The organism is Leifsonia sp. L25, from assembly GCF_050632895.1.
Genome location: NZ_JBODRZ010000003.1, coordinates 1,883,206 through 1,902,530 on the forward strand (window position 1 = coordinate 1,883,206; position 19,325 = coordinate 1,902,530).

Annotated in this window: 19 protein-coding genes and 1 pseudogene; 10 read left to right on the plus strand and 10 right to left on the minus strand. The window is 70.7% G+C overall.

The window, feature by feature from the left end; genetic code table 11:
- Window positions 1–59: 59 nt before the first annotated feature.
- From ACRAWC_RS13430 to ACRAWC_RS13440, 3 genes are all read left to right on the plus strand, one after another.
- Complete coding sequence (locus ACRAWC_RS13430; RefSeq protein WP_431348169.1) at window positions 60–1,082, plus strand: DUF6454 family protein; 1,023 nt, start codon at window positions 60–62, stop codon at window positions 1,080–1,082.
- Between the two features lie 151 nt (window positions 1,083–1,233).
- Entirely contained in the window at window positions 1,234–2,145 is a 912-nt protein-coding gene (locus tag ACRAWC_RS13435; protein ID WP_431348170.1) for a metalloregulator ArsR/SmtB family transcription factor, read from the plus strand.
- Between the two features lie 55 nt (window positions 2,146–2,200).
- Entirely contained in the window at window positions 2,201–2,614 is a 414-nt protein-coding gene (locus tag ACRAWC_RS13440; RefSeq protein ID WP_431348171.1) for an arsenate reductase ArsC, read from the plus strand.
- A 63-nt stretch (window positions 2,615–2,677) separates the two neighbouring features.
- Here the strand turns inward: ACRAWC_RS13440 and ACRAWC_RS13445 are convergent, their stop codons facing one another.
- Both ACRAWC_RS13445 and ACRAWC_RS13450 read right to left on the minus strand, forming a co-directional pair.
- Window positions 2,678–3,055, minus strand: coding sequence for a VOC family protein (locus tag ACRAWC_RS13445; protein ID WP_431348172.1), 378 nt, complete (start codon window positions 3,053–3,055; stop codon window positions 2,678–2,680).
- Between the two features lie 126 nt (window positions 3,056–3,181).
- Window positions 3,182–4,628: pseudogene (locus ACRAWC_RS13450) on the minus strand (cation:dicarboxylate symporter family transporter).
- Window positions 4,629–4,752: 124 nt separating this feature from the next.
- On the opposite strand from ACRAWC_RS13450, the gene ACRAWC_RS13455 reads away from it, so the two are divergent.
- A complete protein-coding gene (locus tag ACRAWC_RS13455; RefSeq protein ID WP_431348173.1) occupies window positions 4,753–6,045 on the plus strand; it encodes an ATP-binding protein in 1,293 nt (430 codons plus the stop codon).
- On the plus strand, window positions 6,042–6,743 hold the full coding sequence (locus tag ACRAWC_RS13460) for a response regulator (RefSeq protein ID WP_431348174.1): 702 nt from the start codon (window positions 6,042–6,044) through the stop codon (window positions 6,741–6,743). The genes ACRAWC_RS13455 and ACRAWC_RS13460 overlap by 4 nt, the downstream gene beginning before the upstream one ends.
- Window positions 6,744–6,838: 95 nt before the next feature.
- Here ACRAWC_RS13460 and ACRAWC_RS13465 read toward each other — a convergent pair whose 3' ends face one another.
- Window positions 6,839–7,933, minus strand: a complete 1,095-nt coding sequence (locus ACRAWC_RS13465; RefSeq protein WP_431348175.1) for a GNAT family N-acetyltransferase — start codon at window positions 7,931–7,933, stop codon at window positions 6,839–6,841.
- A gap of 155 nt (window positions 7,934–8,088) precedes the next feature.
- Here ACRAWC_RS13465 and ACRAWC_RS13470 point away from each other — a divergent pair, with 155 nt between their 5' ends.
- Window positions 8,089–9,012 carry a helix-turn-helix domain-containing protein gene (locus ACRAWC_RS13470; protein ID WP_431348176.1) on the plus strand — a complete coding sequence of 308 codons (924 nt, stop codon included), beginning with the start codon at window positions 8,089–8,091 and terminating at the stop codon, window positions 9,010–9,012.
- Between the two features lie 114 nt (window positions 9,013–9,126).
- Here ACRAWC_RS13470 and ACRAWC_RS13475 read toward each other — a convergent pair whose 3' ends face one another.
- From ACRAWC_RS13475 to ACRAWC_RS13500, 6 genes are all read right to left on the minus strand, one after another.
- A complete protein-coding gene (locus tag ACRAWC_RS13475) occupies window positions 9,127–10,212 on the minus strand; it encodes a YihY/virulence factor BrkB family protein (protein WP_431348177.1) in 1,086 nt (361 codons plus the stop codon).
- A gap of 110 nt (window positions 10,213–10,322) precedes the next feature.
- A complete protein-coding gene (locus ACRAWC_RS13480) occupies window positions 10,323–10,925 on the minus strand; it encodes a DUF3618 domain-containing protein (RefSeq protein WP_431348178.1) in 603 nt (200 codons plus the stop codon).
- Entirely contained in the window at window positions 10,922–11,338 is a 417-nt protein-coding gene (locus ACRAWC_RS13485) for a phage holin family protein (protein WP_431348179.1), read from the minus strand. Before ACRAWC_RS13485 ends, ACRAWC_RS13480 begins: the two co-directional genes overlap by 4 nt.
- Window positions 11,335–12,072, minus strand: coding sequence for a hypothetical protein (locus tag ACRAWC_RS13490; protein ID WP_431348180.1), 738 nt, complete (start codon window positions 12,070–12,072; stop codon window positions 11,335–11,337). Before ACRAWC_RS13490 ends, ACRAWC_RS13485 begins: the two co-directional genes overlap by 4 nt.
- A 143-nt stretch (window positions 12,073–12,215) precedes the next feature.
- Window positions 12,216–13,583 carry an APC family permease gene (locus tag ACRAWC_RS13495; RefSeq protein WP_431348181.1) on the minus strand — a complete coding sequence of 456 codons (1,368 nt, stop codon included), beginning with the start codon at window positions 13,581–13,583 and terminating at the stop codon, window positions 12,216–12,218.
- Window positions 13,580–14,473 (minus strand): carbon-nitrogen hydrolase family protein, encoded by an 894-nt coding sequence (locus tag ACRAWC_RS13500; protein ID WP_431348182.1) that lies wholly within the window; start codon window positions 14,471–14,473, stop codon window positions 13,580–13,582. The genes ACRAWC_RS13495 and ACRAWC_RS13500 overlap by 4 nt, the downstream gene beginning before the upstream one ends.
- Window positions 14,474–14,596: 123 nt before the next feature.
- Here ACRAWC_RS13500 and ACRAWC_RS13505 point away from each other — a divergent pair, with 123 nt between their 5' ends.
- Window positions 14,597–15,193 carry a TetR/AcrR family transcriptional regulator gene (locus ACRAWC_RS13505; RefSeq protein WP_431348183.1) on the plus strand — a complete coding sequence of 199 codons (597 nt, stop codon included), beginning with the start codon at window positions 14,597–14,599 and terminating at the stop codon, window positions 15,191–15,193.
- 26 nt (window positions 15,194–15,219) lie between these two features.
- Here the strand turns inward: ACRAWC_RS13505 and ACRAWC_RS13510 are convergent, their stop codons facing one another.
- Complete coding sequence (locus ACRAWC_RS13510) at window positions 15,220–16,062, minus strand: phosphatase PAP2 family protein (protein ID WP_431348184.1); 843 nt, start codon at window positions 16,060–16,062, stop codon at window positions 15,220–15,222.
- A 263-nt stretch (window positions 16,063–16,325) separates the two neighbouring features.
- On the opposite strand from ACRAWC_RS13510, the gene ACRAWC_RS13515 reads away from it, so the two are divergent.
- From ACRAWC_RS13515 to ACRAWC_RS13525, 3 genes are read left to right on the plus strand one after another with little or no spacing between them, the layout of a single operon-like run.
- On the plus strand, window positions 16,326–17,336 hold the full coding sequence (locus ACRAWC_RS13515) for an acyl-CoA dehydrogenase family protein (protein WP_431348185.1): 1,011 nt from the start codon (window positions 16,326–16,328) through the stop codon (window positions 17,334–17,336).
- A complete protein-coding gene (locus tag ACRAWC_RS13520) occupies window positions 17,330–18,652 on the plus strand; it encodes a PIG-L family deacetylase (RefSeq protein ID WP_431348186.1) in 1,323 nt (440 codons plus the stop codon). Before ACRAWC_RS13515 ends, ACRAWC_RS13520 begins: the two co-directional genes overlap by 7 nt.
- Window positions 18,591–19,277: a glycosyltransferase gene (locus ACRAWC_RS13525; RefSeq protein WP_431348187.1), complete on the plus strand. Its 687-nt coding sequence runs from the start codon at window positions 18,591–18,593 to the stop codon at window positions 19,275–19,277. Before ACRAWC_RS13520 ends, ACRAWC_RS13525 begins: the two co-directional genes overlap by 62 nt.
- Window positions 19,278–19,325 lie beyond the last annotated feature (48 nt).

A 19,325-nucleotide genomic window follows, 5' to 3' on the forward strand; every position in this document is an offset into this window, starting at 1 on the left:
TGGCGCGCTTAGGGTACCGGTCCGTCCCCCAAAAGAGAGGCAGACCCCGAATGCGTTCCATGAGAACCAGACTTCGACTCACCGCCGGTGCGACGCTGCTCGCCACGGCAGCCATCGGTGCGATCCTCGCAGGACCGACCGTCGGGCCCGCGAGCGCGGCACATGCTGACGGCGAAAGCACAACCGACCCCGCAACCGGCGCAAGCGACCTCGTCGCCGATGTGAATGCCGTCGACCGCTCCACCGTGTGGACCGAGACCGGCCGGATCAAGCTGAACTTCCCGACCTATCACACCGAGGGGATGGCCTTCAGCAAGGACCACATCTTCCTCAGCGCCGTCCAGATCATCGAACCGACGGTCAAATACGCCTCGCCCCAGAACGGGTACGATCGCACCCCCGGAAAGGGCATCGGCCACCTGTTCGTGATGGACACCGCTGGACACCTCCAGAAGGACATCATCCTCGGCGAGGGCGACATGTACCACCCGGGCGGAATCGACTTCGACGGTACGAACGTGTGGGTTCCGGTCGCGCAGTACCGCCCCGACAGCAGCGCGATCATCTATCGCGTGGACGCTTCCACCCTCGCTGTTCACAAGCAGTTCGAGGTGAAGGACCACTTCGGGGGCATCGTGTTCGACAAGCGGACGGGTCACCTGGTGGGCAACACCTGGGGATCGCGACGTTTCGTGTCCTGGACACTGGGCGGCAATGAGATCTCGAGTTGGTCGAACCCGGACTTCTTCATCGACTACCAGGACTGCCAGTACGCGGCGACGTCCAAGATGATCTGCGGCGGCGTCGCGAACCTGCCCCAGACCGAGGCGGCGGGCGGCGCGTCCCGCACCTACGAATTGGGCGGCTTCGCGCTGATCGACATCCCCAGCCATGAAGTCCAGCGGGACGTGCCCTTCCAGCACTGGTCCACCGCCGGTCATGTCGCGACCCGCAATCCCTTCAAGATGTCCGCGGACGGCGCACGTCTCACCATGCGCGTCGCACCGGACAACGGAGAAGAGGGCAACGGGACCGAGATCATCACTTACCAGGCGACCGTCGTGCCGGCGCCCACGAAGTAGCGTCGTTCCGGCGATCTCCTGATCGCAACCGGGACCCCTGGATCTCACGGGACCGGGGGTCCCGGTGTGTGGACACCAGTGGTGACTCGCTGAACCGTTCGCTCCCGCACCGAATGCCGTCCCGGCACCCCGCGTGCATAGACTTGCGTCTATGGGTGGGGTGCCGGAATCGGACGCGCTGCGCAGTGTGAAGCGCATCAGCGACCCGACGCGCGCCCACATCCTCCGTCTTCTCCTCGACGCACCCGACGGTCGCGGCTCCGTGACCCGCCTCGCCGAGACGCTCGGACTGCGGCAGCCGACGGTCTCGCATCACCTCAGGCTGCTGCGCGAGGAGGGAGTGGTCGAGCGGGCTCAGGAGGGCCGCACCGCCTGGTACTCGATCACGAGCGATCAGCTCGACCGTGTCGCCGAACTCGTCCGCGCAGACAGCCCGGCGGACCAGGCGGCCGCCGTCGATCGGATCGTCGAAGATCTCGCCGCCCGCTACCGCGGGGTCTTCGCCCGGGAGAGCGTCGAGCGGTACGTGCGCGACAGCCACGACCGCCTCGACGGGCGCAAGAACCGGGCGTCGCTGACCAGCGCGTTCGCGGTCTCCCGCCTCGATGCCCTGCTCCGGGCGAACGGAGACCGGGCGGGTGTGCCGGAGGTGCTGTTCGTGTGCGTGCAGAACGCGGGCCGATCCCAGTTGGCCTCGGCGATCCTGCGCCAGCTCGCCGGCGACCGCGTCGTCGTCCGGACCGCAGGCTCCGAGCCCGCCGATGCGGTCCGCTCCACGATCGTCGCCGTGCTCGATGAGGTCGGCACCCCGCTCGGCGGCGAGTTCCCCAAGCCGCTCACCGACGAGGCGGTTCGCGCAGCGGACTACGTGATCACCATGGGCTGCGGCGACGCGTGCCCGATCTACCCCGGCCGCGAATACCTCGACTGGGACATCCCCGACCCGGTCGGTCAGCCGCTGGCGAAGGTGCGCGAGATCCGCGACGACATCGAAGGGCGCGTCCGCGAGCTCCTGGCCCGGATCGAGGCAGAACGGCGTGTGAACACGGTCGCCGCGAACTAGCCAAACCATAGACAAGTATCTATGCTTTCGTGTACGAGAGAAAGCGGGTCCCGCCATGACCGACACCACGCCCACCGTCCTGTTCGTCTGCATCCACAACGCCGGCCGCTCCCAGATGGCCGCCGGGTTCATGCGCGAACTCTCCGGAGGCCGCGTCGAAGTCCTCTCCGCCGGCTCCGAGCCGAAGGACCAGGTCAACCCGGTCGCTGTGCAGGTCATGTCCGAGGAGGGCATCGACATCGCGGACGAGCAGCCGAAGGTCCTCACGATCGACGCGGTCGAGGAGTCCGACGTGGTCATCACGATGGGCTGCGGCGACACCTGCCCGATCTTCCCCGGAAAGCGCTACGAGGACTGGGACCTCACCGACCCGGCCGGCCGCCCGGCCGAGGAGGTCCGCCCGATCCGCGACGACATCAAGCAGCGCGTCCAGAACCTGCTCGCGGAGCTGTTGCCCGCAGCAGTCTGACGAACATGATCGTCGACGAAACGAAGCTGTAGCCCCGTCTCGAGCGATTCGGATCGCTCGAGCTCACGGGTCGTGCCGCGGCTCGTAGCTCACCAGGCCGACGGTGTTCCCTTCGCTGTCTTCGATGAAGGCCATCCACTCGTCGTTTCCGGCGGGGCCGATCGTGTCGTCGTGGTGGGTGAAGATCACGTGGGGCTCGGTGACCACCCTGACGCCGTCGCCTCGCAGCCGCTCCACCGTCTCGGCCACATCGTCCACCTGGAGGTAGACCAGCGCCGACGGGGCGCCCTTCTCCAGGAGGAGGCGGCCGATGCCGATGTTGAAGAACAGCAGGCCCGGCGGGTCGAAGCGGGCGGCCGGCGCCTCCTCGAGCAGGTTCTCGTAGAACTTCGCGGCACGGTCGAGGTCGTCGGCGTGCTGAGCGACCTGCAGAATCTCCACGCGCTCAGTATCCGGTCAGTCGAGCGCCGGCGCCAGTCCCCCGGTCGCCGACGCGTCACGCCTGCGAGGGGTGACCGCGAGCCGGGGCGCGTGCCGTGCCCGACCGCGGTCGCCCCCGGCCACCCGTCACCGGAGCACGCCGGCCTCCCGCTGCCGCGCGCGCTCCTCCTTCGCCGCAGCCTCGGCGAGCGCCGCTTCGCCCAGCGCCGCCGTCCCGACCGCGGCCGTGTCCGCCGACATCCCGTGCCCGTCGCCGCTGAGCGTCGTCTCGTCGAACGCCAGCTCGCCGCGCAGCACCTGGCGGGCGCGATCGGCGTCGAACTGCCGGGTCCAGCGGCCGATGAGCACGGCCGCGACCGCGTTGCCGGTGAAGTTCGTCAGGGCGCGGCCCTCGGACATGAAGCGGTCGATTCCGACGATGACGCCCACACCGTTCACCAGGTCCGGGCGGTAGGCCTGGAGGCCGCCGGCGAGGGTGGCCAGGCCGGCTCCCGTGACGCCGGCCGCGCCCTTCGAGGCGATGATCATGAAGACCAGCAGGCCGATCTGCTCGCCGATCGACATCGGCTGGCCCATCCCGGTCGCGATGAAGAGGGAGGCCATGGTCAGGTAGATCGCGGTGCCGTCCAGGTTGAACGAGTAGCCCGTCGGCACGGTGATGCCGACCACGGGCTTGGAGACGCCGAGGTGCTCGAGCTTGGCCATCAGGCGGGGAGGGCGGACTCCGACGACGACGTGCCGACGATGAGCAGGTACTCGCGGCCCAGGTAGCCGATCAGGCGGAAGATGTTGACGCGGGCCACCGCGTAGAGCAGGGCTCCCAGCACGCCGACGACGAACAGTCCGCAGGTGATGTAGAAGGCGACCATGAGGAGCCCGAGGTTCCAGATCGCCGAGACGCCGGTGGCGCCCACCACGGCCGCGATCGCCCCGAACGCTCCGATCGGCGCCAGCCAGAGGATCATCCCGAGGATGCGGAACACCAGCGACTGGAGGTGCTTGACCGCGTTCATGATGCCCTCGCCGGTGCGTCCCATCTTCTGCACAGCGAAGCCGACCAGGAGCGCGATGAACAGCACCTGGAGAACGCTGCCCTCGGTGAAGGCAGAGAAGAACGAGGTCGGGATGATGCCGAGCACGAAGTCGGAGGTCGAGGTGGCCTCCCCGTCGCCTTGTAGGTCGACTTCGCCATGTCCAGGCCCGCACCGGGGTGGATGAGGTTGCCGACCACCAGCCCGATGGCCAGCGCCACGCTCGACATGATGAGGAAGTACACGAGCGCGAGGCCGCCGACCTTGCCGACCGTGGCCGCTTTCGCGATCGACCCGACGCCCACGACGATCGTGCAGAAGATGATCGGCGCGATCATCATGTGGATCAGCGCCACGAAGCCCGCGCCGAGCGGCTTGAGCGCTACTCCTGCCTCGGGCCAGACCAGGCCGACGATCGCGCCGAGCACGACCGCGGCGATCACCGCCAGGTACAGCCAGGTGTGCTTGTCCCAAGCGCGCTTCCCGCGCCGCCAGTTGTAGCCCGGCAGCCGGAAGGAGGTGGTGCGGGTCGAGAGTGCCATCGTCGTCTCCTGAAGAACGTCGCTGTTCGTCCCCGCCGGGTCCGGCGGGCGGTCGGCCCAGCATCGCCCCGACTGGACGTCGCGCGGGGGTTGCGGTCGTATTGGTCTCGGACGGTTCGCGGCGATGTCTGGCACGCTGGGGAGTATGGGTCGACGACGACGGACGGTGCGCAGTGCCGCGTCGCGCGTGTTCGCGGTCCTGATCGGCGTCGTGCTCCTCGCCGGCGTGCTGACAGCGGTGCTGCTCGCGCTCGACGCCCAGCGGTCCGCGCAGGCCGAGGCCGAGCGCGAGACGCGCTCCGTCTCCGAGACGCTGGCCGCGACGCCGGGGGTCCGCTCGGCGCTGCAGTCGAGTGCACGAGAGGCGACGGCCGCGCTGCAGCCGTTCAGCCTGCAGGTGACGCGGAACACCGGAGTCGACTTCATCACGATCATGACGGCATCGGGCATCCGCGTCACGCATCCCGACCCGGCGCAGATCGGCAAGCACTACATCGGCAGCATCCCGGCGGTCCCCGTCACAGTGACCGAGCAGTACACGGGAACGCTCGGGCCCTCCATCCGCACGATCGCCCCGGTCACCGCCGACGGACGCGTCGTGGGCTGGGTCGCCACCGGTGTCACGGTCCAGAGCATCGGCGGCGCGCTGCTCCCCCGCCTGCCGCTCGCGATCGGCATCGCTCTCGCAGTGATCGGAGTAGGGGTCACCGGCGCCCTCGTCGTGCGGTGGGTCACCCGGCGGGTGACGGGGGACCTCCCGGCGCGCGACGTGCGCGACGCGGTCTCCTCCTACGAGTCGGTGCGTACCCTCGGCGAGGCGTTGCGTGCGCAGAACCACGAGCACGACAACCGGATGCACACCGCGGTCTCGCTCATCGAGCTCGGCCGGACCGAGGAGGCTGTCCAGATCCTGACCGAGACGGCCCGGCAGAGCCAGGCGCTCGTCGACCAGGTCACGGCGGCGCGGGCCGGCGATCCCACCGTCGGCGCGCTGCTGCTCGGGAAGGCGGCGCAGGCGGCCGAGCGCGGCGTCGACTGGGAGGCCGACCTCGACCCCCGCGCGCCGCGGACCCCGCTCAACCCGGTGGACGCCGTCTCGCTCGTCGGCAACCTCATCGACAACGCCCTCGACGCCGCCGCCGCAGGCCCGGAGCCGCGCTGGGTGCGGCTGCGCCTGCGGCCGGCCGCGGACGACGGCATCCTGCTCGACGTCTCGGACAGCGGAGCGGGTGTCCCGGAGCGGCTGCGGGAGCGCATCTACGAGTCCGGCTACTCGACGAAGCCGACGGACACGGTCGGCCGCGGCGTCGGACTGACACTCGTGCGGGCCATTGTGGCCGCGGCCGGAGGGTCCATCGAGCTGAGCTCCGCCCCGACCACCTTCCGGGTGCACCTCCCCGCTCGGGAGGAACGGTGATCGGCGTCCTCCTGGTCGAGGACGAAGCACTCACCCTCGAACTCCACCGCCGCTACGTGGAGCGCCTCGACGGCTTCGAGGTCGTCGGCGAGTGCACCGGAGCGCGGGCCGCGGTCGCCGCCCTCACGGAGCGCCGGCCGGACCGTCCGATCGACCTCGTCCTGCTCGACGTGACGATGCCGGACGGCACGGGACTCGACGTGCTGCGGCACCTGCGCGCCCGCGGCTCCGACGTCGACGTCATCGCCATCACGGCGGTCCGGGACGCCGAGATGGTGCACCAGATGGCTGCGCTCGGCGTCGTGCAGTATCTGGTGAAGCCGTTCTCGGGCGCGGTCTTCCGCGAGCGGCTGGAACAGTACCGGGAGCACCACGAGCGGACCCGCGCCGCGGCGGGCTCGGCCACCCAGGAGGAGATCGACGCCCTCCTCGGGTCGCGGCGCCCGTCCGTCGCCTCTGCGCTGCCGAAGGGCCTCTCCCCGGACACGTTGGAGCGCATCCGCGAGACGGTGCGCCTGCGTGGCGCGCTCTCGGCGGCGGAGACGGCGTCGCTGCTCGGGATGTCGCGCGTCGCCGCGCGCCGCTACCTCGAATACCTGGCCGAAGCGGGACGCGTGAGCCGGGAGCCGCGGTACGGGACGCCGGGCCGGCCGGAGACGGAGTACCGCTGGCGCGACTTCTCGCGCCCGCCATCGTGATCGCCGTCGCCGCCGTGCGACTGATCGTCACGGCCGTCGACGGCGCTGCGCGGCGGCGCCGTCGACTTCGATGACGACTGACTCTGCGCCGCCGGCTACCCGCCGATGCGCTTCCGCCAGCGCGCCGAGAAGCAGGCCGCCGCGAAGCCGATCGCGTCGTTCACCTCGAGCATCGGCCGGTTCTCCTCCGCGTTGACGGTCTCCACAGTCGCGCACCCGGGGAATCGGATGGTCAGCTCACGGAGGTTGGCGAGCTTCAGCAGCATCCCGAGGCGGTGTCCGCGGTGCTCGCGCAGCACCAGGGTGTCCATCTGCTCCGCCGGCCGGTCGGACTCGCTGGACACGTCGAGCTCCGTGAACCCGACGGCCTGTCCTGTCGACTCGTGGACCACGATCGACGTCAGTGCGACGCGCGGGCTCTCCGCCCAGAGGTCGTCGACGGCGCGGACACGGTCGGCCGTCCAGACGTCGGTCAGCTCGATCCCGGCGTTGGGGGCGTCGGAGCTCATCCGGGTACGCAGGTGCGCGATGGACTCCACCCACTCCTCGGGCGTGCGGCCCTGCCAGGAGACCGTCCGGTAGCCGGCGGCCGCGGTGACCGCCTCGGCGAGACGGGCGGAGAACACGTCGGGGTCGACGGGCAGCGGCAGAGCGCTGATGCGCCCGACCTGTTCGAGCGAGAACCCCTGGCGGCGCAGGAACCGGGTCGACGGGAGGCCGATCGGCACCGACCCGAAGCCCGTGGGCGCGGGAATCGCCTCGCCGCCGACGCCCGCCGGGTAGGTCGACTGGTTCTGGATGGTGATGCGGCCGGCGTCCCGCGCCAACTCCTCCAGGCGGGCGTACAGCGCCGAGCCGATGCCGCGGCCGCGGAACTCCGGGAGGACGGAGACCGCGCCCCAGCATTCCGGCGCGCCGACCGGCAGCGCCAGGTTCGCCCGGGCGACGACGCGGCCGCCGACCTTCGCGACGAATCCGGCCATCGGCCTCGACTCGTCCCTCCAGTCCGGCAGCAGCTCGGCGGCGGTCATGACCTCGCCGACGTGGCCGCGCTGCTCCGCCTCGACGGCGCTGCGCACCGTGGCGAAGCCGATGAAGTCCGCGGCATCCGCGGCGTCGACGCTCACGGGGACGACGAGCGGCTCGATGGTGAAGCCGGTGACGGTGGTGGTGTTCTCTGACGTAGACATGGAACCTCTTCGTGTGCAGGGTCGATCGACTCACCCACGGTCGTGGGGAGGAAAGGCTCGCTGCTAGAGGATCACGGGGTCGAGCATTCCATATCCACGGCCTCGAGGACAAGCGCCGATGGCTGCGTCGACCTCCCGGGAGTACTGTTCCCGATGTGGACCCTCTCAGGCGCGTGCAGAGCAGCACGGGCGACCCGGCGGAGGCCGACGCACTGCTGCGCGAGGCGGGCGGACGCTTCGCGTTCTCGCGCGATCCGGGGTCGGACTTCTCGTTCCGGGTGAATCAGGCCGGTGACGACGGCGTCGCCGTCGGCGTGTACCGCATCGACGGGGAGTGGCAGTCGGACGGCGAGTTCGACCAGTTCGGCGTCCACGGCGTCTTCTCCGGCGACTACCGGTGGGAGATCGACGGCGACCGCGACTCCGGCTATGCGACACCGTTCCTGTCCCGGCCGGGGCACGAGCTGTTCGGTCACGGTGACGACCTGACGATCGTCAACGTCTACATCACCCCCGAGCGGCTGAGGGAGGTCGCCTGCCAGATCTATGCGGACGACCGCATCGACCCGGTCTTCGACTCGCCTCGGCCCATCGACCCGCAGCGCAGCCTCGCCATGCTGCAGACCCTCCAGGTCGCGTCCGAGTTCGTGCGGTCCGGGATGATCGAGAACCCGCTGGTCCGCGCGAGTCTGTTCCACCAGCTCGCCGCCGGCGCGCTCGAGACGTTCCCGCTGGAACGGGACGGCGGCCGCGCGCGCGTGACGCGGCGCGGCGAGACCGCCGTCTACCAGCGGGCGAAGCGCTTCATCGACGAGTGCCTGTCCTTGCCGATCACCCTCGGCGACGTCGCCGCCGCAGCAGGGGCGGACATCCATACGCTGAATGCGGCCTTCCGGTCGCGCACGGGCACCGGCGCGGGCACGTACCTCCGCCGTGCCCGGCTCTCGGCCGCCCGGACGGACCGGATGGGCGAGCCCGGCTTGAGCGATGCAGCCCTGGCGGCCCGGTGGGGATTCGCGTCGGAGGACCGGTTCCGGCGTGCGTACCGCGCTCTCTACGGGGCGGTCGAGGGCGTGTGACGGACGATCATCGCCTGCATCACCTCGAAACGGAGGCGTCGGGCAGGGCGTGACACGCGTGAGCGGGGGCGGCCGGGTCGTGGAGGGCGCCGGGCGCCCCGCGCCTCGTCATGCTCAGCCACCCCCGCGCGGTCGCTCTGGAGATTCGTCGGCGGAGTCCTCCCGCAGCTTCACCGACTCGGCCGTGAGCGCCTCCTCCTTCTCGAGCGACTTCTCGCTCAGTCGGGTGTCGCGCGGCGGCAGCTGGATGGTCTCCTCGGCCGCCATCCCGGCCTGCAGTTCGCGGCCGCGCTCGATCTCCGCGTCGAGCTCCGCGCCGAACAGGAGGGCGATGTTCGCGATCCACACCCACAGCAGGAAGACGATCACTCCGGCGAGCGGGCCGTACGTGCGGGAATAGTTCGCGAACGTCGCCACATACAGCCCGAACAGCAGCGTCGCGACGGCGAGGACCAGGATGGCGACGATCGCCCCCAGGCTGATCCACCGGAACTTCGGCTGCCGCGTGTTCGGCGCGAAGTAGTAGAGCACGGCGATGATGACGATGACGACCACGAGCATCACCGGCCACTTGACGATCTCCCACACCGTCTGCGGTGTCGAGCCGAGCCCGAGCGCGTGGCCGACGGCCTTCGTGACCGGGCCGGACACCACGAGCATGAGCGCGACGACCGCCACGAGGACGAGCGAGATCACCGTGACCAGCAGTTGCTGCGGCTTCAGCTTCCAGAACGGCCGGCCCTCGTCGATCTCGTAGATGCGGTTCATGGCGCGGGAGAACGCGCCGATGTAGCCCGATGCCGACCAGATCGCGAGGACGATGCCGAGCACGAGCGCGATGCCCGACGCGGGTGAGTGCGCGGCGTTCTCGAGCGGGCCCTGCAGGAGCTTGGCGGTGTCGCCGGGCGCGACCTGCTTCAGGATGCCGAGGAGTTGGGCGGTCGCAGACGTGCCCTGGCCGAAGACGCCCAGCAACGAAACGAGCGCCAGAAGTCCCGGGAAAAGCGAGAGGACCGCGTAGTACGTGAGGGAGGCGGCGATGTCGGTGCAGGTGTCGTTGCGGAACTCGCGCATCGTCCGTTTGAGCACGATCTTCCACGAGCTGCGGTGCAGCTGGGGCGGGCTGTCCGGTTTGCGGGGGTCGTCGGGGGAGGGTGCGTCGGCCAGACGCTGGCTGGCTCCGATGTCGTCGTCGCTCATCAGGTCGCTCCTTCTGGGTTCGGGTGTCGTTCGGTCCTGGTTCCGGTCGGGGGACGGGAACGGCGCGGCGCCGGCCGAAGCCTGCGCCGCGCCGTCGTCCCGCCCGCCGGTCACGCGTCCTGTACGCGCTGTCCTGCCGCTTTGGCGTCGTCCGCGACGTCGCCGGCGCGGTCGGTGGCCTCGGCCCTGACCGTCTCGACGGACTCCTGCGCGGTCTCCGTGACGGCCTCCACCGCCTCCTGGGCCGGCTGCTTGAGGTCGTTCGCGATCTCCTTGCCGACCTCCGCGGCCTCCTGCAGCATCGGCTGCGCGGCGTCCTTGGCCTTGGCGGCGAGTTCCTGCTCCTTGTCGCTGGCGGGGATCAGGGAGGCTGCCAGGAGGCCGACGCCGAAGGCGATCAGCCCGACCGCGACCGGGTTGCCCTCCGCCTTGGCGACCACGCGGCGGCCGGCGTCGGCCGTGGCGTCCTTCGCGTCGTCGAGGGCGTCGCCGGTCCGCGCGGCGACGGAGCGGTGCGTGTGCCCGTCGTAGTACTCGTCGTCGGAGCCCATGATGCGCTCGGTGAAGGAGTGGAACGCTCCCTTCACCTTGCGCTTCTGCCGATCGGCGATCTTGCTCGGGGTGACCTTGTCGGCCAGGGCGTCGACGTCGCCGCTCAGGTTGCGGCGGGTGTTCTCGATTTCGGCGCGGATCACGTCGGGGTCGTCGGTCATCGGTTCTCTCCGTTTCGTTTCAGAGTCTCGGGGAACTCTTTGACCGTCTCGACGGTCTGCGGCATCCCCTTCACCGCCTTGAGCTGGTTGCGGCCGATCAGGTACAGGATCAGCGCGATGACGGCCCAGATGATCGCCACGACCACCCCGGACCAGGCGTTGCCCATCAGGTAGCCCAGCGCCCACCAGAGCGCGATGGACAGGAAGAACACGGCCATCAGTGCGGCGTAGCCGGCGCCGCCGAGCAGCCCGGCGCCCTTCCCGGTGCGTGTCGCGGTCTCCCGGAGCTCTGCCTTGGCGAGCTCGACCTCCTGCCGGACGAGCGTGGACAGGTCACGACTGACCTCGGCGAGCAGGTCGCCCAGGGATTCGCGTTCCGCCCGCCGCTCCGAGGGAGTGGGCTGGTCGGTCACAGGGAGCCTCCAGGGCGGAGGCCGCCGGTGGTGTCGTCCGGCGCCGTGTGCGGCAGAGCGGTGGACGGCAGTGCGGTGGTGGGCGCGCCCGTGGTCGGCGCGCCGCTCGTGTGCGCTCCGGTGCCGCCCGCGTCGTCCCCGGACGCGAGCGCCCGGGTGAGGCGGCCGGCGAGCACGCCCGTAAGGGCGGCGGCGGCGATGAAGGTGCCGGGGCTGCGGCGGGCGTACGACTTGACCTCCCGCAGCAGCGAGCCCGGGTCGCGCTCGTCGAGCCAGCGCGCGACGGAGTGCGTGCGGTCGGCCGCCTGGCCGACGATGTCGCTGGCGACGCCCTGCTGCTGCGACGACGAGGCCATCTGCTGCAGTTCGTCGCCGATGTTCCGGAGGCCGTCGGCCACGCGCTGCTGCTGGATCGCGGCCTGCTCGCGCAGTTCCGCCTGGGTCTGGCGGTAGAGGTCCTTCGCGTGCGCCTTGGTCTCGTGCGCGACCTCCCGCGCCTCCTCCTTGGCGACGCTCGCGACGTCCGCGACCGCGTCTTTCGCCGAGTCGGCTACGCGTGCAGCTTCGTCCTTGGCGACGTCCGTCTTGCTCGTGTCGTCGGCCGGCCCGGCGATGGTGCCCGTGGTGGCCATGCTCTGCGCGGCGGGGCCGCGATAGGTCCCCGGCGTGCCGGCGGTCTGGCGTGTGCTGTCGAACACCGGCGTTCCGCCGAATTCGTCCTCCGAGTTCGTCATACTCGGCTCTCCTTTTCGCTCGTGGACTGTGGTGGCGTCCATACAGCCACGAGAGGACCGAGGGTGTCAGCGGATTGACACAGGGCCGCGAGCGGGGGATATGGAGGGGCGTCGCGGCTCCATATCCCCCAGGTGCGCCGGGGTCAGTCCCGTGCGACGGTCGCTTCCGGGTGGGGGTCGCCCGCGTCCGTCTCCTCCACGCGCATCTCGGGCGCCGGGCGGCGGAAGCCGCGTGTCAGCACGGCGAGGTAGATCACGCCGATGACCAGCCAGCCGATCCCGAGGTACAGCGCGATCGGCCCCAGCTGCGTCAGAAGGTACAGGTCGACCAGCGCGCCGAGGGCAGGGAGGACGGCGAACTTCGCGATCGACGGGCGCTCGCGGTTGCGGCGCAGCCGGACGAAGTGGACGATCACGCAGACGTTCACCATCGTGAAGGTGAGGAAGGCGCCGAAGTTGATGAACGACGTCGCGGTGTCGAGCGAGAGCCCGAGTCCGAACATCGCCACCGCCCCGATCAGGATCAGGTTCAGCAGCGGCGTCTGGAAACGCTCGCTGAGCCGGCCGAAGAACCGCCGGGGCAGCACGCCGTCGCGCCCCATCACATACATCAGGCGGCTCGTACTGGCCTGGATGGCCATCGCCGACGCGAAGCCGCCGACGATCACGACCAGGTTCACGATGTTCGCGAACACCGGGCCGCCGACGAGCACGGACATCGCATACGAGGCCGTGGACGGGTCCTTGAACTGGCCGCCCGGGTGCACCAGCTGCATCACGTAGGAGACGACCACGAAGATCACGCCGCCGATCACCACGGCGAGGAAGATGCCGCGAGGGATGTTGTGCTCCGGGTTCACGGTCTCCTCGCTCAGCGTGCTGATCGCGTCGAAACCGAGGAACGAGTACGCGGCGATCGCCGCGCCGGCCGACACCGCGGCGATCGTGCTGCCGGAGTTCCACAGCGGCGCGCTCAGCGACGCGACGTGGGAGCCGGTCAGGTGACCGATGCAGAGGACGACGAAGGCGGCGATGCCCAGCCCGGTGAGCGTCATGAGCGTCTTGTTCACGCGGTCGGCGAGCACGATGCCGAGCCCGTTGACGACCGTGGTGACCACGATGTTGACGATGAGCCAGACCCAGACCGGCACGGACGGGAACTGGGCGTTGAGGTAGACGGACTGGATCAGCCACGCCACCATCGGCAGGAAGAAGTAGTCGAGCAGGATGGCCCAGCCGACCAGGAAGCCCACGTTCGCCCCGATCGTCTTGCGGGCATAGGTGTAGGCCGAACCCGACGCCGGGTAGAGCCGTGCCATGCCGCCGTAGCTCAGCGCGGTGAGCGACATCGCCGCCGCCGCGATGATGTACGACGTCGGGGAGGTGCCGTTGCTCGCGCCGGCGATCACGCCGAAGGTGAGCATGACGATGGCCGGCGACATGTACGCGACGCCGAACAGCACGATGGAGGAGAGGGACAGCTTGGCTGTCAGGTGGGGAGCCGAGCTCATGCGCCGACCTCCTCGAGGATCGCGGTGCACGGACTCCAGTGCGACGACGAGATGCGGCCGTCGTAGAGCGGGAGGGGGATCGAGGCGTTGTCGTCGGCGAACTGACTCCACGGCCGCGTCACGCCCGCGGTCCCGAAGCTGCGGACCATCCCGACCTCGTCGAGGTCGATGGTGTCGGTGAGCACGGTCGACTCGGAGCTCGACGACTCGACGCGGACGCGCCCCTGCGGGTCGGCGAGGAGGCTGCGGCCGAGACCGTCCGGGGAGGCGGCGTTCACGCTGGCGACGAAGACCTGGTTCACGATCGCGTTCGCTTTCGCGATCGTCACCTCCTGAGCTCGGTCGGCCGTGGGGGTGCGGACGACGTTGACGATGAGCTCGGCGCCCATCCAGGCGAGGTGGCGGCTACTCTCCGGGAACCACGCGTCGTAGCAGATCGAGAGCCCGATCCTGCCGTGGCCGGCCATGTCGAACACCACGAACTCGGAGCCGGAGGCGGCCTTCTCGTACGGACGCCACGGGAAGATCTTGCGGTAGGCCGCCACCCGGCGTCCCTCCGGGGAGTAGGCCGTCGCCGTGTTGTAGATCAGGCCGTCCGGGCCGCGCTCGTAGAAGCTGCCGGGGATCAGCCAGACGCCGAGGTCGCCGGCGACCTGCGCGAGCTCGCGGTCGAGGGGACCGTCGAGCGGCTGCGCCAGCGACTCCATGCGCTCGATCGGGTCGGTGGGGGTCTCCGCCCCGGCGTCGGCGAGGTGCAGCTCCGGGTAGACGAAGAGGTGCGCCTCCGGGTGCGAGCGGGTGAGCTGGTCGAGGTGGACAGCGAAGGCGTCCACGTCGTGGTGCGGGGCCGCCGGTGCTTGCACCAGTGCCAGTGAGAGGGGTCGGGTCATCGTTAACCGGATTCCGCTGGGCCCCGCGAGGGGGCGACGAATAAATTAAACGAAATTTATGTAATTAACTCCCCGATGTCAAGCGGGCGATCGACGGGAGGCGTGGTGTGCGACGATCGACGTATGGCCCGGCCGAAGGAACAGACCAAGCGACGAGACCAGCTCATCGCGGCCGCCTCCACGGCCGTGCTCCGGCACGGAGCCAGCGGTCTCCGCCTGGCGGACATCGCCGAGGAGGCGGGCCTCACCTCGGCGTCCGTCCTCTACTACTACCCCGATGTCCGTGAGCTCTACACCGCCGCCTTCGCTCAGGGCGGCGAGGAGTACATCGCGCAACGCGAAGCGCACGTGGAGGCCGCCGGCTCGCTCGAGGACAAGCTCGAGGCGTGCATCCGGTCGGGCATCCCGTGGCCGGGTCACGCCGAGGAGACGAGCCGGCTGCTCTACGAGCTCACCCCGATCGTGCTGCGCAACGACGCGGCTGCCGCGGAGCACGTGGCGCTGATCGCCCGGCAGGCCGCCCTCTACGAACGGGTGCTCCGCGACTGCGAGGCGTCGGGGCGCTTCCGGCTCCGGCAGCCCGCGGAGGTGCTGGCGCGGGGCTTCGTCGCGCTCGAGGAAGGCTTCGGAGTGGACGTCCTCGTCGGCGAGCTCGACCCGGCGACGGAGGAGGAGTGGCTGCTCGGCTATGCGGGCGTCATGATCGTGCCCGTCGGGTAGGACGGGCGTCGTCCCTCAGCCGCAGGTCACCGTGAGCCACACCCCGTAGACGCCGCCGACGCACATGATGCGCGTCGCTCAGGTGCCGTGCACCTGCTTCTGCGACAGCTCCCCTGCACGCGTTCGCCTTCCACGCGCACCGTGCGGCGGGTGTCGATCGCGATGACCGCGCCGAGGACGGCCAGCGACAAGACGACCGAGGAGGTCGTGTCGCTGATCCAGTGGTACCCCAGGTAGAGCCTGCTGACCACCTGCAGCGCGATGCCGGCGATCGCCACCACGAGTGCGACGACCGTGAATCCTCTCCGCTGGACGCGACTGGCGACCAGGAAGGCGAGGATGAGGAGGAAGTCGGAGGTGCCGAGCACGTGCCCCGAGGGGAACGAGAACGTGTGATCGGGTCCGAACAGCATGAGTCCGATCGGCGGGCGGGGGTGCTGCACGATCGGGGCGAGGATCTCGGCGAGCCCGACCCCGACGAGCATGCCGGCCGCGAGCAGGATCGGTCGCCACGCGTGGCGCGCCGTCACGGCCCAGATCACCACCGTGACGAGCACGATGATGGGCATCGCGATGGGCCCGAAGACGATCGCCAGCACGATCATGAAGCCCGTCAGCTCGGGCGTGCGCTGGGCGTCGAACCACCGCTCGACCGGGAGGTCGAGGCGCTCGAAGCCCGTATGGGTCACCACGTTCACCAGCAGGATCAGGAACGCGGTGAGGCCGACCGCGATCAGCACTCCGGAGGTCACGTACAGCCTCCGGCGCGTCTCGGCGGGCAGATATCGCTCTTCCACGACGAACTTCTGGTGCAGGTCGCTCCACGTTCGCCGTCGGCTGCGAGGCGCCGTGCTCATGTTCTCGGTCACGGGGTTGGGCTCCTTCATCGATCCGACTGAGAACGGTAGGCGGGGAGCCGCGCGCATTCCAGGCCTTGCCCGGCGACCCGTTCCGTGCCTCGCACCGGCCGTCACACCTTCTCGCGCCCGGCGCAAGGGGGTTGTGCCCGGCGGATCAGCGACGACGTTGGTCTCATGGAGAAGACCCGGATCGCTGACGTCTGGGGCGCGCGAGCCCCGTGCGCACCAGGAACGGAATGGGCGGATCGCCTCGACCAGGCGCTGATCGGCGCATGATGACCGAGACGCCGACGACCGGGCTGGGCGCCTATCTCGACGCCGCGGCGCACTGCGGAGGCAGGGTCGCACCGCTGCTGGAGGTGCTGCGCGCCACGCCGCCGGCCGACCTGCTGCCGCTGCCGGGGTCGGGGCGGACGGCGGAGCGCTTCCGCGGTCTCGCCCGGGTCGCCGCGGTGGATGTGACCGCGGCCCGCGTGCTCGAACCGCATGTGGACGCGGTGGCGATCCTCGCGGAGGCGGACGTCCACGAACCCGGGCAGGGGACGACGTGGGGTGTGTTCGCAGCCGAGGCGCCCGACGCAGCGCTGTTCGCCGGTCCGGAACAGGAGCGCTGGGTGCTGAGCGGCCGCAAGCCCTGGTGCTCGCTGGCAGGGAGGCTCACCAGCGCGCTGGTCACGGCCACGACGCCGGAGGGCGGACGCCGGATGTTCGCCGTCTCGATGGGCGCGCCCGGCGTGACGGCCGAACCGGCGCAGTGGGTCGCACGCGGCCTCAGCGACGTCGTCAGCGGACCGATCGCCTTCGACCACACGCCCGCGCGTCCCGTCGGGAGCGAGGGCTGGTACCTGGACCGGCCGGGCTTCCGCTGGGGCGCGATCGGGGTCGCCTCGTGCTGGTGGGGCGGCTGCCTCCCCGTGGTGGACGCGCTGATCGCGCGCACGCGGAAGCGCCCGGACGACGCGATCCTGGCGGCGCGGACCGGCGAGCTCTACCGCCGCATCGACGGCGGACGGCTGGCTCTGGAGGACGCGGCGGCGCGGATCGACGAGGGCCGGGTCGCGGACGCGGCCGTCCTCGCGCACGCCGTCCGCGGCACCATCGCCGAGGCGGTCGTCGCGACCCTGGATGCCGCCCGCGACGTGCTCGGCCCGGCCGCACTGGCGTTCGACGAGGATCTCGCCCGCCGCTGCGCCGACCTCGAACTCTATGTGTCGCAGTACCACCGCGGGCGCGACGACGCCTCGCTCGCGGGCCACCTGGCGGGAGGTCAGCTCACGTGGTGACCTTCGACCCGCTCGTCACGACGACCCCGCCCGCCGCCTGGGAGGACCCGGCGCGCTGGGCGACCGTGCCCCGGCGCAGCCGGGAATGGCTCGCGGGCTTCACGCGCATCGTGGTCTTCTCCGCGCATCCCGACGACGAGACGCTCGGTGTGGGCGGCCTCCTGGTCTTGGCCGGCGAGCTCGGGATCGACATCTCGGTGATCGTCGCGACCAGCGAGCGCGACGAGCGCGTGGTCGAGCTGACCTCCGCCCTGTCCCACCTCGGGACGACCGCCGACCTGACGGTGCTCGGCCTGACGGACGGCGGTCTCAAACACGAAGCGGACCCCCTCCGCGACGGGATCGACCGGGCGCTGGCGTCTCGGCGCAGCGACACGACTCTGGTGCTGGCGCCGTGGCCGGGCGACCGGCACGGCGACCACCGCACGCTCGGCCGTGAGGTCGCCGCCGCGTGCGCGGTGCACGGCGACCGCCTCCTGCTGTACCCGATCTGGCTGTGGCAGTGGGGCTCTCCCGACGACCTGCCGTGGGACCGCGCGAGCGAGGTCGAGCTGACCTCCTCGGCCCGCGAGCGCAAGCGCGCGGCGCTCTCGGCGTTCGCCAGCCAACTGCACACCCCCGCGAACCCGGAGGCTGTGCTCACGGGCGACTTCGTCGAGCGGGCCGTGCACGGCCGGGAGGTGCTGTTCGAGCCGGAGGAGGGCGCGATCGGCGACCACTTCGAGGCGCTGCACCGGGTCAGCGCCGACCCGTGGTCGGTGCGGACGCGCTGGTACGAGCGGCGCAAGCGGGCGCTCACCTGCGCTGTGCTCCCGAAGGAGCGCTACGCGAGCGGGTTCGAGATCGGCTGCTCCAACGGGGAGATGTCGGCGCTGCTGGCCGGGCGGTGCGACGCACTGGTCTGCGTGGACAGCGCGCCGACCGCGGTGGCCCTCGCTGCCGAGCGGACCGCGGATGCCGCAGGCGTCCAGGTGCAGCGCATGCGCGTCCCGGGGAGTGGCCGGAGGGGTCGTTCGACCTCGTCGTCGTCTCCGAGGTCGCCTACTACCTCGCGGCCGACCAGTGGGCGGCGGCCGTCGACCGCATCGTCGGGTCGCTCGCCGAGGGCGGCCAGGTGGTGCTGTGCCACTGGATGGGGCAGGCCGACGACTTCGCGCAGTCCGGCTGGGACGCCCACGCCGCCTTCGCGAACCGCTCCGGGCTCCGCGTGCTGGTGCAGCATCACGACGAGGAGTTCCTGCTGGAGGTCTTCGGGTGACGGTCGACCACATCCTCGTCGCCGTGCCCGCCCGCGACGAGGAGGGCACGCTCGCTGACTGCCTGCGCTCCGTGGAGCGCGCCCGCGACGCTGTCGACGTCGCGTCGTCCGTCGTCGTGGTGCTGGACGCCTGCACGGACGGGTCGGCGGAGGTGGCTCACCGCTTCCCGGGCGTCCGCGTGATCGAGCGCGACTACGCCAACGTGGGCCGCAGCCGCCACGACGCCGTCCTCGCCGGGCTGGCCGCCGTCGACACGGCGCCGGAGCGGGTATGGATCGCGTTCACCGACGCCGACAGCTCCGTCCCCCGGTCGTGGTTGCGGGAGCATCTGCGCGCAGCGAGGGGCGCCGACGCGTATGTGGGCGCGGTCGTACCCCGGCTGGCGGAGCTGGACGAGGCGCGCAGGCGGGCGTGGGAGCGCAGCCACCCGCCCGGGGCGACCCTCGGCCACGTGCACGGCGCCAACCTCGGTGTGCGCGCGGACGCCTACCTGCGGGTGGGCGGGTTCCTGCCGCTCTTCGTCGGGGAGGACGTGGATCTGGTCTCCCGGCTGCGCGCGGCCGGCGGACCCGTCGCGGAGAGCGAGCGCCATCCCGTGACCACCTCCAGCAGGCTCACCGGCCGCGCGCCGGAAGGGTACGCGGAGTACCTGCGCGGGCTGGCCACCTGGTCGTCTGGTTGACACGGTTGACGTCGGGCGGAACAATTGGTTGACGTAGTTGACATGGAT

Excerpts from the sequence above, each read along its gene's own strand:
- ACRAWC_RS13515 (WP_431348185.1), top strand. The coding sequence starts at position 16,326 with ATGATGACCGAGACGCCGACGACCGGGCTGGGCGCCTATCTCGACGCC.
- ACRAWC_RS13475 (WP_431348177.1), bottom strand. The coding sequence starts at position 10,212 with ATGAGCGACGACGACATCGGAGCCAGCCAGCGTCTGGCCGACGCACCC.
- ACRAWC_RS13500 (WP_431348182.1), bottom strand. The coding sequence starts at position 14,473 with ATGACCCGACCCCTCTCACTGGCACTGGTGCAAGCACCGGCGGCCCCG.
- ACRAWC_RS13465 (WP_431348175.1), bottom strand. The coding sequence starts at position 7,933 with ATGTCTACGTCAGAGAACACCACCACCGTCACCGGCTTCACCATCGAG.
- ACRAWC_RS13455 (WP_431348173.1), top strand. The coding sequence starts at position 4,753 with ATGTCTGGCACGCTGGGGAGTATGGGTCGACGACGACGGACGGTGCGC.
- ACRAWC_RS13490 (WP_431348180.1), bottom strand. The coding sequence starts at position 12,072 with ATGACGAACTCGGAGGACGAATTCGGCGGAACGCCGGTGTTCGACAGC.
- ACRAWC_RS13430 (WP_431348169.1), top strand. The coding sequence starts at position 60 with ATGAGAACCAGACTTCGACTCACCGCCGGTGCGACGCTGCTCGCCACG.
- ACRAWC_RS13505 (WP_431348183.1), top strand. The coding sequence starts at position 14,597 with ATGGCCCGGCCGAAGGAACAGACCAAGCGACGAGACCAGCTCATCGCG.
- ACRAWC_RS13480 (WP_431348178.1), bottom strand. The coding sequence starts at position 10,925 with ATGACCGACGACCCCGACGTGATCCGCGCCGAAATCGAGAACACCCGC.
- ACRAWC_RS13435 (WP_431348170.1), top strand. The coding sequence starts at position 1,234 with ATGGGTGGGGTGCCGGAATCGGACGCGCTGCGCAGTGTGAAGCGCATC.
- ACRAWC_RS13495 (WP_431348181.1), bottom strand. The coding sequence starts at position 13,583 with ATGAGCTCGGCTCCCCACCTGACAGCCAAGCTGTCCCTCTCCTCCATC.
- ACRAWC_RS13440 (WP_431348171.1), top strand. The coding sequence starts at position 2,201 with ATGACCGACACCACGCCCACCGTCCTGTTCGTCTGCATCCACAACGCC.